Here is a 16905-nt window from a genome sequence, read left to right on the forward strand (position 1 = left end):
ACTAGAGTTGTTGGACTGAGTCCATTAAGTGATGGGCTCTCTCCATCGTAGAGCCTGCGGAAGTCACTCATGAACGCTCTCCAGACCGACCACTCATTCGGCCGGACGGGTCGCCCGAACGGCTCGTCCCGAGCCATGCTGCAGGAGGCCGCAGCCGAGCTGTTCCTGGAACAGGGCTATCGGGCGACGAACATCGAACAGATCACCCGACGCGCCGGAGTGAGCCGTAACACCTTCTTCAACTATTTCCCGGCAAAAAGCGACCTGCTCTGGGTCGAGGTCGACCAGATTCTGTCGGGTCTGCCCGCGGCGCTCGCCGCGGCGACGGCAACGGCCCGGCCCGCCGAAACGGATGCCGTCGGCCCCGTCCCGACACCCGTCTCGATCGTGCGCACTGCGCTTCTCGCCCTGGCTGACGAGATGGCACCCGGTCAGGTGCCGTGGGCGCTGACCCAGTACGACCTGATGGGGACTACCACGGAGCTGCAGGCATCCGCTCTGCCACGATTCACCGTTCAGGCCGATGTGCTCGCCCGGTCGCTCGAGCACCAGACCGCCCGGGTTGCGGGGGACCCGCTCTGTCGAGCGTTCGCGGCGGCCGTATGTGCGGCTGTGGGCGTCGCCGCGCTCGGCTGGGCGCGGTCGGGGGTGCAGCGCGGGTCGCTTGCGCCCAGCCTGGCCTCGGCCATCGATCCTGTCTGTGCGGGTTTCGATGCGCTCCTGCCGACAGGGTAGAATTGTCGCTGAACGACATTGATCCGGCCATCACCGGGGAGTCTTCGGAGGAACGGTTCGACGCCTGGCGTCGTTCCCGGTAGAACCGAACGGTTCGGCCCGTCATCGCCGATGAATAAGCGGTCGTCACCTGCCTGAGAGGGCGGAGGCGGCAAGCGAGGTGGTACCGCGGCGATTCTCGAGGCGAGAATCGTTCGTCCTCGTGGAACAGGGTTGTCGTTTTCGAGAGCCGAATCGTCCAGGAGAACCATGACGTACCCCCAGGGTCAGACCCCCGCCACGACCGCCGCGCCGAGCGGCGTCGCATCCTCGCCGAACTTCCCCGCCATCGAGGAGGAGGTGCTGGAGTTCTGGAAGAACGACAAGACCTTCCAGGCCTCGATCGACAACCGCGAGGGCGCCGAAGAATGGGTCTTCTACGACGGCCCGCCCTTCGCGAATGGCCTCCCGCACTACGGCCACCTGCTCACCGGCTACGCCAAAGACCTGTTCCCCCGCTTCCAGACGATGCGCGGCAAGCAGGTGCACCGCCGCTTCGGGTGGGACACCCACGGGCTGCCCGCCGAGCTTGAGGCCGAGCGCCGCCTCGGCATCACCGACAAGAGCGAGATCGAAGAGATGGGCCTCGCCGTGTTCAACGGCGTCGCCCGCGACTCCGTGCTCACGTACACCCACGAATGGCAGGACTACGTCACCCGCCAGGCACGCTGGGTCGACTTCGAGAAAGGCTACAAGACCCTCGACATCACCTACATGGAGTCGGTGATCTGGGCGTTCAAGGAGCTTCACACGAAGGGCCTCGCCTACGAGGGCTACCGCGTACTGCCGTACTGCTGGCGCGACCAAACCCCGCTGTCAAACCATGAACTCCGCATGGACGACGACGTCTACAAGATGCGCCAGGACCAGACGGTCACCGTCACGTTCCCGCTCGTCGGCACGAAGGCCGAAGCGCTCGGGCTGACCGCGGTGCGGGCCCTCGCCTGGACCACGACCCCGTGGACGTTGCCGACGAACTTCGCCCTGGCCGTGGGCCCCGACATCGAATACGCCGTTCTGCCGGCCGGGCCCCATGGAACCCCGGATGCGACGGTGCTGCGGGAAGATGACGCGTCGGTTCACGCCGGTGGGTCCACCGAGGTGCTCGGTGCCGAGTACCTGCTGGCGATCGACCTGGTGGGCAACTACGCGAAGGACCTCGGCTATGACAGCGCGGCCGATGCTCTCGCCGCCGTCTCGCGCACCGTCGTCGGACGCGACCTCGAGGGCGTCGCCTATGACCGCCTCTTCGACTACTACGCAGATACCGAGGAGTGGGGTACCGAGAACGCGTGGACGATCCTCGTCGCCGACTACGTCACGACCGCTGACGGCACCGGTATCGTGCACCAGGCCCCTGCTTACGGTGAAGAGGACCAGAAGGTGTGCGAGGCCGCGGGCATCCCCGTCATCCTCTCGCTCGATGAGGGCGGAAAGTTCCTGGCTCAGGTCACCGAGGTCGCGGGCATGCTCTGGTCGGATGCCAACAAGCCGCTCACCCTGATGCTCAAGGCCGAGGGGCGTCTCATCCGCCAGGCGAGCTACGAGCACTCCTATCCGCATTGCTGGCGTTGCCGCAACCCGCTGATCTACAAGGCCGTGTCGAGCTGGTTCGTGCGGGTGACCGAGTTCCGTGATCGCATGGTCGAACTCAATCAGGAGATCACCTGGGTTCCGGGCAATGTGAAAGACGGCCAGTTCGGTAAATGGATCGCCAACGCGCGCGACTGGTCGATCAGCCGCAACCGCTATTGGGGGTCACCCATCCCGGTCTGGAAGAGCGACAACCCCGACTATCCGCGCGTCGATGTCTACGGCTCGCTCGACGAGCTCGAGGCCGACTTCGGAGTGCGCCCGACCGACCTGCACCGACCGTACATCGACGAGCTGACGCGGCCGAACCCCGACGACCCGACTGGCCAGTCCACCATGCGTCGCATCGAAGACGTGCTGGATGTCTGGTTCGACTCCGGATCAATGCCGTTCGCGCAGGCCCATTATCCGTTCGAAAACCGCGACTGGTTCGACAGCCACAACCCGGCCGACTTCATCGTGGAGTACATCGGGCAAACCCGTGGCTGGTTCTACCTGCTGCACGTGCTCTCCACCGCGCTGTTCGACCGACCGGCATTCAAAAACGTCATCAGCCACGGAATCGTGCTCGGCAACGACGGCCAAAAGATGTCGAAGTCGTTGCGCAACTACCCCGATGTGAACGAGGTCTTCGATCGGGACGGTTCGGATGCCATGCGCTGGTTCCTGATGAGCTCCCCGGTGCTGCGCGGCGGCAACCTGGTTGTCACCGAAGAGGGCATCCGTGAGGGTGTGCGCCAGGTCATGCTGCCGTTGTGGAGCACCTGGTACTTCTTCTCCCTCTACGCGAATGCCTCAGGCGTGAACGGATATCAGGCGACCTGGCGTACCGACTCGACCGATGTGCTCGACCGCTACCTGCTGGCGAAAACGCGCGACCTGATCGAGGAGGTCGAACACGATCTCGAACAGCTCGACAGCACACTCGCCGCCGGCAAACTGCGCGACTTCGCGGACGTGCTCACGAACTGGTACGTGCGTCGATCGCGCGACAGGTTCTGGGACGGAGTGGCGGAAGACGGCTCCGGAGCAGAGGGCTTCGACACCTTGTACACGGTGCTCGAAACGGTGACGCGAGTCGCCGCCCCGTTGCTGCCTCTCATCTCCGAGCGCATCTGGCAGGGTTTGACGGGCGGGCGCAGCGTGCACCTCACCGACTGGCCCGACGCCTCGGCATTCCCCGCCGACCCCGAACTGGTCGCGGCGATGGACCAGGTGCGCACGATCAGCTCCACGGTGTTGTCCTTGCGCAAGCAGGCCGGTCTGCGCGTTCGACTGCCGCTCGCGAAACTCACCGTCGTCGCTTCACACACGGCCATCCTCGCGCCGTTCGAGGCGATCCTCCGCGATGAGCTCAACGTCAAGGCGGTCGAGCTCGTCGAGCTGGCCGAGAACAGTGCTGCCGCGTACGGCATCACCTCCAAGCTCACGGTGAACGCGCGTGCCGCGGGCCCGCGCCTCGGTAAGAACGTGCAGCAGGTCATCAAGGCCGCTCGGACGGGCGACTGGAGTGAGACCGATGGCATCGTCACCGCCGGTGGCATTGCACTCGAACCGAGTGAGTATGAGCTCGTGCTGGCCACCGGGGACGATTCAGGTGCAGGCGATGTCGCCCGTGCGCTGTTGGCCGACGGCGGTTTCGTGTTGCTCGATACCCAAACCACACCGGCACTCGAGTCAGAGGGCTTCGCCCGCGACGTGATCCGCGCGGTGCAGGACACCCGCAAGGCGGCCGGCTTCGACGTGAGCGACCGCATCCGTCTTGACCTCGTCTTTTTCGACCAGGAGGATGCCGACTCGTTCGCCCGTGCTGTTTCGGTCGACGTCGCGGGGGAGACCCTGGCTCTGAGGTTCGCCGTGCACAGCCCCGCCACGGGCCTCGCCGCAACGGATGCAGTCGACATCACGACCGCGTCGCTGCAGTCGATCACGGGCGCCACGAGCGAACACCATGTGCGCTTCGAGACGGAGGCCTACGTCAACCAGGGCCCCCTCATCGTTGCTGTCGCACGAGAGAATGGATTGACCAATGTCTGACACTGACGATTTTCAGAGCGACGACTGGCGTGAGGCCGGCGATGCCGTGCTCACCGCCTTGCTTCGCCGAGTCGGCGAGTCCGCTCCCCGCCCACGCCTGGAACCCACCCGTCGGGTGCTCGAATTGCTCGGCGATCCGCAGTCCGCCTACCCGGTCATTCACATCACGGGCACCAACGGAAAAACCAGCACGAGCCGCATCGCCGAGAGCATTCTGCGTGCATACGGATTGCGGACCGGTCTGATGACCAGCCCGCACCTCGTTCGACTGAACGAGCGCATCATGATCGACGGCGTTCCGATCAGTGACGAGGCTCTGGCCGCGAACTGGGCCGACATCACGCCCTACCTGCAGATGGTCGACGCCGAGCTGATCGCTTCCGGCGACGAGCCTCTCACCTTCTTCGAAGCCTTGACCGCCCTCGCGTTTGCCAGCTTCGCCGATGCGCCGGTGGATGTCGCCGTGGTCGAGGTCGGCATGGGCGGCGAGTGGGACTCCACCAACGTGGCCGATGGGCAAGTCGCCGTCTTCACCCCCATCGCGCTCGATCACACCACGCGTCTCGGTCACACTGTCGCCGAGATCGCCCGCACCAAGTCGGGCATCATCAAGCCCGCAGCGGCCGTCGTCTCGGCGAAGCAAAGCGTCGAGGCGCGGACCGAAATCGTGCGCGCCGCCGAACTGACTGAGTCGACGCTGGCTCACGAGGGTGACGGGTTCGACGTTCTGGCCTCGCATGTCGCCGTGGGCGGGCAGCTCATCACGGTGCGCGGGCTTGCCGGCACCTACACGGATCTGTTTCTGCCGTTGTACGGTACCCACCAGGCACAGAATGCCGCGGTCGCGATTGCGGCGGTCGAGTCGTTCCTGGGGGCCGGCACACAGCCGCTCGTCGGCGATCTTCTGACCGAAGCCTTCGCAACGGTGACCTCGCCCGGACGCCTGCAACTCGTCGGCATTGAGCCGACCGTGCTGGTGGATGCCGCCCATAACCCGCACGGCGCCCTGGCGCTCAGCGACGCGTTGGGGGAGTATTTCGACTTCGACGAGATCGCCGTGGTCATCGGCATCCTGGCAGACAAAGACGTGCCGGGCATTGTCTCGGCTCTCGCCGCGAGGGCGACCCGTTTTCACGTCACCCAGTCGCACTCGGAACGCGCAATCCCCGCCGATGAACTCGCCGACCAGATCGCAGATCTCACGAGCGATGAGACGACCTTCCGGTTCGGCGACCTCACCGAGGCTCTCGAGGCCGCACGCGAGTGGGCTGGTCAGGCAAAGCGCCGTGCCGTCGTGGTGGCCGGGTCGATCACGCTTGTGGGCGAGGCGGTAGCCGTGGCCTCGGCCAGCGAATGGATGACGCAGTGAGGCGCCCGGGAGCTACGCCGCGCACACCGGCGCCGCGTTCTGTGAAGCGCTCTCTCGCCTCGATCGTGCTCGGTTTCGAGGTGATCGTCGTGTTTTTGGCTGCGCTGGTGCTCTTCGGGCTGAAGGCGTTGCCACCGCTGGCTGCGCTCGGCGGCGGCGCAGTACTTCTCATCATCATGGTGGGCACTGTCGGCCTGCTGAGATTTCAGTGGGCCTATCTGATCGGCTGGGCCGTTCAGGTCATTGTGATCGCAGCGGGATTCTTGAACCCCACACTATTTTTTGTCGGCGCTATTTTCGCGGCCATGTGGACGTACTGCATGGTCGTTGGCACGAAGTTAGATCATCAGAAGGAGAACGCATGAGCACCCCGATCGAAGAAACCCTGGTTCTGGTCAAGCCTGATGGAGTCGCCCGCAATCTGACCGGTGAGATTCTGCGCCGCATCGAAGCCAAGGGGTACTCCCTCGTTGATATGAAGCTGCTTCAGGCCGATCGAACGCTACTCGCGACGCACTATGCCGAGCACGAGGGCAAGCCCTTCTACGAGCCGCTCGTTGAGTTCATGGAGAGCGGCCCTATCGTCGCATTCCGAATCGCGGGAAACCGCGTGATCGAGGGTTTCCGCTGCCTGGCCGGCACCACCGATCCGACGACCGCAGCTCCCGGCACCATCCGCGGTGATCTGGCGCGTGACTGGGGACTGAAGGTTCAGCAGAACCTCGTGCACGGATCGGACTCGCCTGAGTCGGCCGCGCGTGAGCTGGCGCTCTGGTTCAAGTAGCCCCACCTCAACCCGTACAACCCGTACAACCCGTACAACCCGTACAACCCGTACAACCCGTACAACCCCCAACCCTCAAGCAACGTTTCGCGAAATCGGAGTTGTGGTTGTTCTCACAGCGTGAGAACGACCACAACTCCGATTTCGCGTGAAGGGGTGGAGCTAGAGGCGACCCAGCGCATCCATCTTCAGTTGCGCCACGACGGCGAAGATGAGGTAGCAGACGACAGTGATCACGAGAATCCAGGAGTAGGCCGCGGCCGCGCGCCGTCTGACGGATGCCGATGCCGGAATATGGCCTTCCTTGAGGCTGTACAGCGTGACAGCCCAGAACGTGGGGATGGTCACGGCCCAGGTCACCATGCACCACGGGCAGAGCACGTCGAGCACGAAGATGCTCTGGGCGATGAGCCAGATCACGAAGGCCAGCGCCGCCCAGACGCCTGCGGTGAACAGAATCCAGAACCACCGGGCGAATCGGGCACCCGCCAAGATGGCCATGCCGATGGTGATGACGACGCTCCAGGCGGCGAGTCCGATCAGCGGATTGGGAAAGCCGAAAAGGGCCCCCTGCCACGATGCGAGATTCTTGCTGCAGCCGATCAGGACACTGAAATTGCAGGAGAGTTGCGAGTCCGGGTTCTGCAACACATGAATCTTGTCGAGGGTGAGCGCAAAGGCTGCTGCGAAAGCGATCGCACCGCCGATAACGAGAAAAATACCGAGGCCGCGCGTGCGCGTGAGGGGTTCGCTGGGAGGCACCATCGGATTATGTCACGCGCCGCGCGCACGATCGTGCGTTTGCATGCGATAATCGAGGAAGTCACCCGAGCCGCGCTCGGGTAGACCCCAAAGAAGGCTTAATGGGCTGAAATCGCCCAGATTCATTGGTCCCACGACCAAAGGTATTAGCAACCAGAGCCCAGAGCCGGTTGCAGACGAAATTAGGATTCGCGGGGGAAACGCGTAAGCGTTGCCGTCGCACGAGAGAGTACCCGGATGGGTGGCGCGGTTGCCCATACCGGTCAAGGAGCACACCAGTGATGGTGGAAGACAACGAAATCAAGAAGCGCAAGGGCCTCTTCGGCACGCGCAAGTCCGCACGCAAAACCGCACCGGTTGAGCAGTCCATGATCGCGCAGCCCGCGGTCGCGCAGCCCGCGGTCGCGCAGCCCGCGGTTGAGCAGCCGCCGGTCGAGCAACGGGTGGCCACTGCTGCACGCGAAGAGAATCCTGAATCAACGCAGGAGAACGTCGAGCCGAGCACGTCGAGTGCCCCGGCCGGCTTGGGGGGCACCAGTGTGGCCGAAGCCGTCGAGGCGACCCCAGACGTCGTGACGCCGCCGGAGGCACCGGTTCGCCGGCCCACGACGTCGCTGATCTTTCAGGCGCCGGACATCCTGCCGCTCCCACCGCGGAGCAGCACTCGCCGGGACGACTTCGATGACGAAGAATCGTCGACGGTTCGTCGTCGTGCCCGCCGCCGTTCGGGCGACGAGAGCCGTTCGGGCTCCGACGACCCGGCGAATACCGTGGTCAAGGTGCGTACTCCGCGCGAACCGGAGCTGATCACCGAACCCCAGCGCATCAAGGGCTCCACCCGGCTCGAAGCCAAGAAACAGCGACGTCGTGACGGTCGCGATGCGGGGCGTCGCCGCCCCGTCATCACGGAAGCCGAGTTCCTGGCTCGTCGTGAATCGGTCGACCGAGCCATGGTTGTGCGTGCCAAGCACAACAAGATTCAAATCGGCGTTCTCGAAGATGGCGTGTTGGTCGAGCACTACGTGGCCAAGAACCAAGACGCATCACTGATCGGGAACGTCTACCTCGGCAAGGTGCAAAACGTTCTTCCCAGCATGGAAGCGGCGTTCGTTGATATCGGACGCGGCCGCAACGCTGTGCTCTACTCCGGTGAGGTCGACTGGGAAGCTGCAGCCGAGAACTCTCCGGGGGGCAGCCAAGCCCGCCGCATCGAACTTGCGCTGAAGCCCGGCGACAAGGTGCTGGTTCAGGTCACCAAGGACCCCGTTGGTCACAAGGGGGCCCGTCTCACCAGTCAGATCTCGCTGCCCGGCCGCTACCTCGTTTACGTTCCCAACGGTTCGATGAACGGCATCAGCCGCAAGCTTCCCGACACCGAACGCGCACGCCTGAAGAAGATCCTCAAGGAAGTGCTGCCGGAGAACGTCGGCGTAATCGTGCGCACGGCGGCCGAAGGCGCAACCGACGAGCAACTGGCTCTCGATGTGAACCGACTGACGTCGCAGTGGGCGATCATCAGCTCGATGGTCGAGAACGTGCAAGCCCCGGCGCTTCTGCACAGCGAACCCGATCTGCTCATCAAGATTGTGCGTGATGTCTTCAACGAAGATTTCCACAAAATGGTCATCTCGGGTGAAGACTCCCGCGAGGTCATCGAAAGCTATGTGCGCCAGGTTGCCCCGGATTTGATGGAACGCATCGAGAAGTACGACAACCCGACGCAGGACGCGTTCGACGAGTACCGCATCTCGGAGCAGATTGAGAAGGCGCTGGACCGCAAGGTATGGCTGCCGTCCGGTGGATCGCTGGTGATCGACCGCACCGAAGCCATGACGGTGGTCGATGTCAACACGGGCAAGTTCGTCGGTTCCGGCGGAAACCTGGAAGAGACCGTCACCAAGAACAACCTCGAGGCTGCCGAAGAGATCGTGCGTCAGCTTCGCCTGCGAGACATCGGCGGCATCATCGTCGTGGACTTCATCGATATGGTGCTCGAGTCGAACCGCGACCTCGTGTTGCGTCGCCTAATCGAGTGCTTGAGCCGCGACCGCACCAAGCACCAGGTGGCCGAGGTCACCTCGCTCGGACTCGTGCAGATGACGCGCAAGAAGTTGGGTCTCGGCCTGCTCGAGTCGTTCAGCGAAAACTGTGAAGTCTGCGCGGGACGAGGAATCATCGTGCACCACGACCCCGTGGTGAAGCACCGTCAGACCGCTCAGCCTGCGATCGAACGACGCCCGCGGGGCAGGTCCGGCACTAGCAGCAGCAACGGGACTAACAGCAATAACAGCAATAACGGCAACAGCGGCAACGGTGGAAACACTAACGGTGGTAATAACAGCCGCTCCGAGTCGAACGCTGCGCAGAACACCGCCGCTCCGGCGGGGGTCGAGGCGCCCAAGGGCAGCAACGGAACCCACGGAATCACCGAGGACGCCAAGCACGCTTTGGCGCTGATCGCCGCCAGCACGATTACCCACACCGGCTCGATTCCGGTCGTCGCTGCCGGAGCGCGCACCGAGCCGACGTCGGAGACTCAGGGCGCAGCAGTAGCGAAGGCTCCGGTCGATGCTCCGCCCGCGAGCGTTGTCGAGACCGAATCGGAGTCAGTCGAGATTCTCGACATCCCGGTTCGCAAGTCGCAGCGCAATAAGCGCCCCGTGAGCAAGCAGGTCACCGATCAGCTGCTCGACTCGGTGCTTGAGGCGCTTCCCGAGCCCAAACAGCCCGGTCAAGGGCGTTCGCGCAGCCGCCGGGTGACGACGGCCGGCGGTTCGACGGCGGGTGGGTCGACGCAGGCCGCCCAGCCGATCATCGCTCCGGTGGGAGAGTCGAAGAACTAGATCGACCGACGACGCCGGTAACGGCACACATGCGGGTCCCGGTGTTCACGTGGGCCCGCATGTGTCATTTCCGCGGCAGCCGCGTTCAGGAGCGGGGGAGGCCCCGACGTTGCTTGGCCGTGATTCGTAAACCGCTCTGACGCAGTCGAGTGACGAGTTCCCGGATGGTCACGGGAAGCGCTCCACCGGCCACCAGGGCCGCGTAGCGCGCCTCGGGTACGTCGTAATGGTCCAGATCGAATGCGCGCCGTGGAATACCCTGTCGCGCCGCGAACGAATGAAGTTCCTCCAGCGAGGAATCACTGACAAGATGGGACCAGAGCGTGTTGTGAGCGGGCCACAGTGGTTTGTCGATCAACACGGTCATATTTGAATTGTACGGATGCCTGTCGGTTTGACCGAGGGGCATTTGGTCAGCTAAAGTTGACCCTTGGTGTGTGTTGGACTTTTAGGTTCACGCTTTCGCCAAGGTTTTCTGAAAAGAAATGAGCCGATTCGGCTCGTTCATCCCAGTGACTTTCCACAATAGGAATCGGGACCCCCCGGCTCCCCAGAGATAGGTACGTTAAAGTGGTTTACGCAGTTGTGCGCGCCGGTGGCCGGCAGGAGAAGGTAGAGGTCGGAACCATCGTTACGATGGACCGAATCAAGGCTGACAAGGACGGCATCGTCGAGCTGGCCGCCGTGCTTCTCGTCGACGGCGACAAGATCACCACCGACTCCAAGTCACTGGCTCAGGTCAAGGTCACCGCCGAGGTTTTGAACGACCTCCGTGGCCCGAAGATCGTTATCCAGAAGTTCAAGAACAAGACCGGTTACAAGAAGCGTCAGGGGCACCGTCAGGAGCTCACTCGCGTTCAGATCACCGGCATCGCCTAGGCCTGAGGAGCAAGACAGATGGCACACAAAAAAGGTGCGAGTTCCACTCGCAACGGTCGTGACTCGAACGCACAGCGCCTCGGCGTGAAGCGCTTCGGCGGTCAGGTTGTCAGCGCGGGCGAGATCATCGTCCGTCAGCGTGGCACCCACTTCCACCCCGGCGTGAACGTCGGACGTGGTGGCGATGACACGCTGTTCGCTCTCGAAGCTGGCGCAGTTCAGTTCGGTGCAAAGGGCGGCCGCAAGGTCGTCAACATTGTGGTGGCTGCCGAATAGGCATCCACTTGTTCTAAACGTGAGGGCGGGCTTCGGCTCGCCCTTACGTATTTTTTCGCCACCTGAAAGGGGCACACCACATGGCCACATTCGTTGACCAGGTCACGCTGCACTTGCGAGCGGGCAACGGAGGAGACGGCTGTGTGTCGGTGAAGCGAGAGAAGTTCAAGCCTCTCGCCGGCCCAGACGGCGGTAACGGCGGCAGCGGGGGAGACCTTGTTCTCGTTGCAGACCCGCAGGTCACCACGCTTCTCGGCTACCACCGTGCACCCCACCGCACCTCCGACAACGGCGGTCCGGGTATGGGCGACCACCGGAACGGCCACAACGGAGAGATTCGCGAGCTGGCCGTTCCTCTGGGCACGGTTGTCAAAGACGTCGACGGCAACGAGCTCATGGATATGTCTGAGCCGGGCCAACGTCTCGTCGTCGCTCCCGGCGGCCAGGGTGGGCTCGGCAATGCCGCACTCGCGTCGACCAAGCGCAAGGCCCCCGGCTTCGCGCTTCTCGGCACGCTCGGTTGGGAAGGCGACGTTTACCTCGAGCTGAAGACCGTTGCTGATGTCGCACTCGTGGGCTACCCATCGGCCGGAAAATCCAGCCTCATCGCCTCGATGTCGGCCGCGCGTCCCAAGATCGCCGACTACCCGTTCACGACCCTGCAGCCGAATCTCGGCGTCGTACAGGCCGGTGAATCCCGTTACACCATTGCTGACGTGCCTGGGCTGATTGAGGGTGCCAGCGAGGGCAAGGGACTCGGCCTCGAATTCCTGCGCCACGTCGAACGCTGCACCGCCTTGCTGCACGTGCTCGACTGCGCCACGCTCGACCCGGGACGCGACCCGATCAGCGATCTCGACATCATCCTCGGCGAGTTGGCCGCCTACCCGGTTCCCGACGGCCAAAAGCCGCTCCTTGAGCGTCCGCAGCTGATCGCCCTGAACAAGATCGACGTGCCCGAGGCCCGCGAACTGGCCGAATTCCTGCGCCCTGACCTCGAAGCGCGTGGCTACCGCGTCTTCTTGATCTCGACTGTCACGCACGAGGGCCTCAAGCAGCTCAACTACGCATTGGCCGAGACCGTGGAAGTCGGACGCGTTGAGCGTGCCGCCGTCGAGGCGAAGAAGCCGCGCATTGTTTTGCGCCCGACCGCCGTCGACGACGGCGGATTCGAGGTCAAGGTCGAGGGTGGTTCGTTCGGAAACATCTACCGGATCGTCGGTACGAAGCCCGAGCGTTGGGTCATGCAGACCAACTTCACCAACGACGAGGCCGTCGGCTTCCTCGCGGACCGTCTGGCCAAGCTCGGCGTCGAGAACGAACTGTTCAAGGCCGGAGCCGTTGCCGGTTCAACCGTCATCATCGGTCCGGGCCACGGCGTCGTCTTCGACTGGGAGCCCACCCTGACCTCGACCGCGGAACTCATCACCGCGCCACGTGGCACGGACACGCGTCTCGACGAGTCGACCCGCCGCACCAGCAATCAGCGTCGTGAAGAGTACTTCGCCCGCATGGACGCGAAGGCTGCAGCGCGGGCGGAGCTCATTCGTGAGCGCGAGCAGGGTCTGTGGCTGAGCGATGGAGAAGAATTCTCCGGGGCACAGGTCGGCGCCGCCGATTCTGCATCCGCATCCGCAGCCGGCCCGGAGGGCGACTCGGAGTGAGCGTGAGTGACCGGTCCGGCATCCTCGGAGCCGCTCGAATCGTTGTCAAGGTGGGGTCGTCGTCGATCAGTGGCGAGAATGCCGGAGCAATCCCGGCGCTGGTCGACGCCCTCGCCGAGGCACACGGTCGCGGGGCCGAGATCGTACTCGTGTCATCGGGGGCCATCGCCACCGGCATGCCGTATTTGAACCTAGACGAGCGGCCGACGGACCTGGCCACGCAGCAGGCTGCGGCATCCGTGGGCCAGAATCTGTTGATTTTCCGCTACCAAGACAGTCTTGACCGGTATGACATCGTCGCCGGCCAAGTGTTGCTGACGGCGGGGGACCTGGAGAACCCGTCGCACCGCAGCAACGCCCAGCGGGCAATGGAACGGCTGTTGGCACTGCGGATCTTGCCGATCGTGAATGAAAACGACACTGTGGCGACGCACGAGATTCGGTTCGGCGATAACGACAGGTTGGCCTCGCTCGTCGCAATGCTGGTCGCGGCCGATGTGCTCGTTCTGCTCAGCGATGTCGATGCGCTGTATACCAAGCCACCGCATCTTCCCGGGGCCGAGCGGATCGACAGGATCACTGCGGGCGATCCGCTGCCCGGGGTCGAGTTCGGTTCGACCGGAGCCTCCGGTGTCGGCACCGGCGGCGCGAGTTCCAAGGTGTCCGCCGCACGCATCGCAGCGGATGCCGGCACCGCCGTGCTGGTCACCGCTACGACGCTGGTCGCCGCGGCCCTGCGCGGAGAACACGTCGGTACCTGGTTCGAGCCGTCGCCTTCGCCCACCGGACGTCCGCTCCCCTAAACTGGCGGCATGTCGTCGATTCCCGTCACCATGCTCACTCCCACTTTGACTGCGGCCCGCACCGCTTCGCTGGCGCTGGCCGGCTCACCGACCGCGCTGAAGAACACGGCGTTGGAGGCGATTGCCGCGGCGCTGCGGGCGAACGTGCCCGCCATTGTCGAGGCGAATCGAGCCGATCTCGAAGCCGGTGAGAGGAACGGGCTGAGCACGGGACTTCTCGATCGGCTCAGGCTTGACGACGCACGCATCGACGCTCTGGCGGATGCCGTGCTGCAGATCGCGCTGCTGACCGATCCGGTGGGCGAGGTCGTGCGCGGCAGTAGCCTGCCGAACGGTGTCAAGATCAGCCAGGTGCGCGTGCCGTTCGGCGTCGTCGGCGTGATCTACGAGGCGCGGCCCAACGTCACCGTCGACATCGCTGCGCTTGCCTTGAAGAGCGGAAATGCTGTGGTTCTGCGCGGTGGTTCGGCCGCCGAAAACAGCAACCGGGTTTTGGTCGACCTGATCCAGGGCGCGCTCTCGGCCAGTGGCCTGCCGGCCGAGTCGGTGCAGACGATCGACCAATTCGGCCGCGACGGGGCGAACCTGCTGATGCGTGCACGCGGTGGGGTCGACGTTTTGATCCCGCGGGGGAGCGCCAATCTCATCAACACCGTCGTGAATGAATCGACGGTGCCCGTGATCGAAACCGGTGCGGGCGTCGTTCATATCTTCCTGGACGAGAGTGCCCCGCTGGAGTGGGCGGTGGACATCGTTCACAACTCGAAGGTTCAGCGTCCGAGCGTGTGCAATGCGCTCGAAACGTTGCTCGTGCATGCGGGGGCGGCACAGCGGCTGCTGCCGGAGGTGCTTGCCAAGCTCACCGCCTCGGGGGTCACCATTCACGCCGACGAGCGCACCCGGGAGCTGTTCCCACAGGGCGTCCCCGCGACGGAGGAGGATTGGGCGACTGAATACATGAGCCTTGACCTTGCAGTTGCCGTGGTGGAATCTCTCGACGACGCGATTGGGCATATTCGCCGTTACTCCACCGGGCACACTGAGTCGATCATCACGAACGACATCGTCAACGCCGAACGGTTCCTGAACGAGGTCGATTCTGCGGCGGTCATGGTGAATGCGTCGACACGGTTCACCGACGGTGGCGAATTCGGCTTTGGTGCCGAGGTCGGAATATCGACACAAAAGCTCCACGCGCGCGGTCCGATGGGGCTGGCCGAGCTGACGAGTACCAAATGGATCGTGCGTGGCAGCGGCCAGGTGCGGGCGTAGCCCTACTAAGATGGTCGAGGCGGGTCCTGACCGTCTTCGTGAAGTGAATGGAGTTTTTCATGTCGTTGGTAACCACCGTGCTGGCCGAAGCCGGTCACGTCGCGCTGCCCCTGCCGATTCTGGTGTACGGCATAATTCCACTGGTTCTTTTCATCGCCCTCGGTGCCGTTCTCTGGACCTACCGCGATGTTGCCAATCGTCACCAGGCTAAGGCTGACGCCTACGCGGCAGCTCATGGCGGCGCTCCCGGACACAGCGGCCACTGAGCGTCGTTGTCTCGGTGACGCAACGTCGTCCGCGCATCGGTGTGATGGGTGGAACCTTTGATCCGATCCACCACGGACACCTTGTGGCGGCCAGTGAGGTCGCGCAAAGCTTCGATCTCGACGAAGTTGTCTTTGTCCCGACGGGTCATCCGTGGCAGAAAGAAGACGTCACTCTTGCCGAACACCGATATTTGATGACCGTCATCGCGACGGCCTCAAATCCACGGTTCACGGTGAGCCGCGTCGATATCGACCGCGATGGTCCCACCTTCACGATTGACACCCTGCGCGAATTGCGTGATGAACGCCCTGATGCGGAGCTTTTCTTCATCACCGGAGCAGATGCCATCTCGCAAATTCTGAGTTGGAAAGACGTGCAGGAGCTCTGGGACCTCGCTCATTTCGTGGCTGTGAGTCGCCCGGGACATGAGCTGAGCGTTTCGGGATTGCCTGATCAGGACGTAAGCTTGCTTGAGGTTCCGGCACTGGCGATTTCATCGACAGACTGCCGTGCGCGAGTAAATCGGGGTTTCCCGGTCTGGTATCTGGTCCCCGACGGGGTCGTCCAGTACATCTCAAAGCATCATCTGTATCGGAGTGTGGCATGACGTTGGGTAACGGCCCGCAGCCGCTGACGCGACGGCAAGCCCGCGAGTTGGCGCAGAGCCAGCAGGGGTCCACGACCACAGATGAGGCGTACCCTCAGGCGACAGCGTCTGACCAGTCACTACCGTCGTCCGTCTTCTCAGAGCCGCCGGCTCAGGCTGAATCATTCACCGAACTCATCCAGAAGGCCGAGGCAGCCGCGAAGGCATCCGCTGAAGCTCTTCCGGTTCAGCGCCGCGCGCGTGAACCTCTGGGCACCGAGCCTGATGACGGCCATTTCGGTTCTCGTGAACAGACGATGACGCGTCGAGAATTGCGTGCCGTGAAGGCCGCGCAGGACGAGACTGACACCAGCGCCGCAGACGTTTCCTCGGAGGAAGCACCAACGGTGCTTCTGCCGATAGCCGCGACCATACCGGCCGCTGACGCGGATTCATCACGGGGGCTGCATCCGCCAGTGGGACATTGGTCGATCGATCCCGAAGTGCGAGGCGATGCCGAGCACGTGCGTGTTATCGACCCGGTGCAGGCGTTCGACCAGTTGATTTCTCGTGGGCTGGGTGCCGGGGGAATCCCGACGACCACCAACGCTCTGATCCTGCCCGCTGTGGCACTGCACGATCGCACCTCGGGACCGCTGACCAGCACGGGCGAGATTCTGGTCACCGGCTCGATCGACCTGCCCCGCAGCCTGGGCTCCACCGGCGCCCACCCCGACCGTTTTGACTCCTCCGACGGCGACCACCTTCTCGATCAGATCGATGAGCCGGGCGCGACGACGGATGTTGCTCCGGTCAGTGCCAGCCGGGCAGTGAGCAGCCACGCATCGACGCGTGGCGTCATGACTCCGCCCAAGAAGGACGCGGCCTGGTTGCCGACGGTTTTGGCCATTACCGCCGCAGCGCTGGCGCTGGGCGTCATCGCGCTGTTCGTCGGCGCATTCATTTTCAATATTTTCTAATGCTGTCCATATTTGC

The 16905-nt window shown here is 63.7% G+C and carries 16 protein-coding genes; 14 read left to right on the forward strand and 2 right to left on the reverse strand.

What is annotated here, in order from left to right:
• The first annotated feature begins 69 nt into the window (after positions 1-69).
• The 5 genes from HNR05_RS03790 to ndk all read left to right on the forward strand — a co-directional run bounded on the left by HNR05_RS03790 (position 70) and on the right by ndk (position 6557).
• On the forward strand, positions 70-735 hold the full coding sequence (locus HNR05_RS03790) for a TetR family transcriptional regulator (protein WP_179577813.1): 666 nt from the start codon (positions 70-72) through the stop codon (positions 733-735).
• A 249-nt stretch (positions 736-984) separates the two neighbouring features.
• On the forward strand, positions 985-4404 hold the full coding sequence (gene ileS, locus HNR05_RS03795; protein ID WP_179577814.1) for an isoleucine--tRNA ligase: 3420 nt from the start codon (positions 985-987) through the stop codon (positions 4402-4404).
• Positions 4397-5773 (forward strand): bifunctional folylpolyglutamate synthase/dihydrofolate synthase, encoded by a 1377-nt coding sequence (locus HNR05_RS03800; protein WP_179577815.1) that lies wholly within the window; start codon positions 4397-4399, stop codon positions 5771-5773. The genes ileS and HNR05_RS03800 overlap by 8 nt, the downstream gene beginning before the upstream one ends.
• 41 nt (positions 5774-5814) lie before the next feature.
• A complete protein-coding gene (locus HNR05_RS03805; protein ID WP_179577816.1) occupies positions 5815-6138 on the forward strand; it encodes a DUF4233 domain-containing protein in 324 nt (107 codons plus the stop codon).
• The gene (ndk, locus tag HNR05_RS03810; RefSeq protein ID WP_179577817.1) at positions 6135-6557 is read left to right on the forward strand and encodes a nucleoside-diphosphate kinase; all 423 of its coding nucleotides are present in this window, start codon (positions 6135-6137) and stop codon (positions 6555-6557) included. Before HNR05_RS03805 ends, ndk begins: the two co-directional genes overlap by 4 nt.
• 162 nt (positions 6558-6719) lie before the next feature.
• Here ndk and HNR05_RS03815 read toward each other — a convergent pair whose 3' ends face one another.
• The gene (locus HNR05_RS03815; RefSeq protein WP_179577818.1) at positions 6720-7322 is read right to left on the reverse strand and encodes a vitamin K epoxide reductase family protein; all 603 of its coding nucleotides are present in this window, start codon (positions 7320-7322) and stop codon (positions 6720-6722) included.
• Positions 7323-7600: 278 nt separating this feature from the next.
• Between HNR05_RS03815 and HNR05_RS03820 the strand changes: the two genes are divergently transcribed.
• Entirely contained in the window at positions 7601-10162 is a 2562-nt protein-coding gene (locus tag HNR05_RS03820) for an Rne/Rng family ribonuclease (RefSeq protein WP_179580537.1), read from the forward strand.
• Positions 10163-10247: 85 nt separating this feature from the next.
• Here the strand turns inward: HNR05_RS03820 and HNR05_RS03825 are convergent, their stop codons facing one another.
• Complete coding sequence (locus HNR05_RS03825) at positions 10248-10529, reverse strand: DUF4031 domain-containing protein (RefSeq protein WP_179577819.1); 282 nt, start codon at positions 10527-10529, stop codon at positions 10248-10250.
• Between the two features lie 203 nt (positions 10530-10732).
• On the opposite strand from HNR05_RS03825, the gene rplU reads away from it, so the two are divergent.
• The 8 genes from rplU (at position 10733) to HNR05_RS03865 (ending at position 16889) form a co-directional block, all read left to right on the forward strand.
• Positions 10733-11041 carry a 50S ribosomal protein L21 gene (rplU, locus tag HNR05_RS03830; protein WP_179577820.1) on the forward strand — a complete coding sequence of 103 codons (309 nt, stop codon included), beginning with the start codon at positions 10733-10735 and terminating at the stop codon, positions 11039-11041.
• Between the two features lie 18 nt (positions 11042-11059).
• A complete protein-coding gene (gene rpmA / locus HNR05_RS03835) occupies positions 11060-11317 on the forward strand; it encodes a 50S ribosomal protein L27 (protein WP_179577821.1) in 258 nt (85 codons plus the stop codon).
• A gap of 80 nt (positions 11318-11397) precedes the next feature.
• Positions 11398-12981 carry a GTPase ObgE gene (gene obgE, locus HNR05_RS03840; protein ID WP_179577822.1) on the forward strand — a complete coding sequence of 528 codons (1584 nt, stop codon included), beginning with the start codon at positions 11398-11400 and terminating at the stop codon, positions 12979-12981.
• A complete protein-coding gene (gene proB / locus HNR05_RS03845) occupies positions 12978-13784 on the forward strand; it encodes a glutamate 5-kinase (RefSeq protein ID WP_179577823.1) in 807 nt (268 codons plus the stop codon). Before obgE ends, proB begins: the two co-directional genes overlap by 4 nt.
• A 9-nt stretch (positions 13785-13793) precedes the next feature.
• A complete protein-coding gene (locus tag HNR05_RS03850; protein ID WP_179577824.1) occupies positions 13794-15056 on the forward strand; it encodes a glutamate-5-semialdehyde dehydrogenase in 1263 nt (420 codons plus the stop codon).
• Between the two features lie 59 nt (positions 15057-15115).
• Positions 15116-15322: a hypothetical protein gene (locus HNR05_RS03855; RefSeq protein ID WP_179577825.1), complete on the forward strand. Its 207-nt coding sequence runs from the start codon at positions 15116-15118 to the stop codon at positions 15320-15322.
• A gap of 14 nt (positions 15323-15336) precedes the next feature.
• Positions 15337-15930, forward strand: coding sequence for a nicotinate-nucleotide adenylyltransferase (gene nadD / locus HNR05_RS03860; RefSeq protein ID WP_425485071.1), 594 nt, complete (start codon positions 15337-15339; stop codon positions 15928-15930).
• Complete coding sequence (locus HNR05_RS03865; protein ID WP_179577826.1) at positions 15927-16889, forward strand: hypothetical protein; 963 nt, start codon at positions 15927-15929, stop codon at positions 16887-16889. Before nadD ends, HNR05_RS03865 begins: the two co-directional genes overlap by 4 nt.
• Positions 16890-16905 lie beyond the last annotated feature (16 nt).

It is taken from the genome of Leifsonia psychrotolerans, assembly GCF_013410665.1.
GTDB lineage: Bacteria > Actinomycetota > Actinomycetes > Actinomycetales > Microbacteriaceae > Cryobacterium > Cryobacterium psychrotolerans_A.

What these genes read in the sequence shown, in the direction of transcription:
- HNR05_RS03790 (WP_179577813.1), top strand. Translation starts at nt 70, where the DNA reads ATGAACGCTCTCCAGACCGACCACTCATTCGGCCGGACGGGTCGCCCG.
- ileS (WP_179577814.1), top strand. Translation starts at nt 985, where the DNA reads ATGACGTACCCCCAGGGTCAGACCCCCGCCACGACCGCCGCGCCGAGC.
- HNR05_RS03800 (WP_179577815.1), top strand. Translation starts at nt 4,397, where the DNA reads ATGTCTGACACTGACGATTTTCAGAGCGACGACTGGCGTGAGGCCGGC.
- ndk (WP_179577817.1), top strand. Translation starts at nt 6,135, where the DNA reads ATGAGCACCCCGATCGAAGAAACCCTGGTTCTGGTCAAGCCTGATGGA.
- HNR05_RS03815 (WP_179577818.1), bottom strand. Translation starts at nt 7,322, where the DNA reads ATGGTGCCTCCCAGCGAACCCCTCACGCGCACGCGCGGCCTCGGTATT.
- HNR05_RS03820 (WP_179580537.1), top strand. Translation starts at nt 7,601, where the DNA reads ATGGTGGAAGACAACGAAATCAAGAAGCGCAAGGGCCTCTTCGGCACG.
- HNR05_RS03825 (WP_179577819.1), bottom strand. Translation starts at nt 10,529, where the DNA reads ATGACCGTGTTGATCGACAAACCACTGTGGCCCGCTCACAACACGCTC.
- rpmA (WP_179577821.1), top strand. Translation starts at nt 11,060, where the DNA reads ATGGCACACAAAAAAGGTGCGAGTTCCACTCGCAACGGTCGTGACTCG.
- obgE (WP_179577822.1), top strand. Translation starts at nt 11,398, where the DNA reads ATGGCCACATTCGTTGACCAGGTCACGCTGCACTTGCGAGCGGGCAAC.
- HNR05_RS03850 (WP_179577824.1), top strand. Translation starts at nt 13,794, where the DNA reads ATGTCGTCGATTCCCGTCACCATGCTCACTCCCACTTTGACTGCGGCC.
- HNR05_RS03855 (WP_179577825.1), top strand. Translation starts at nt 15,116, where the DNA reads ATGTCGTTGGTAACCACCGTGCTGGCCGAAGCCGGTCACGTCGCGCTG.
- HNR05_RS03865 (WP_179577826.1), top strand. Translation starts at nt 15,927, where the DNA reads ATGACGTTGGGTAACGGCCCGCAGCCGCTGACGCGACGGCAAGCCCGC.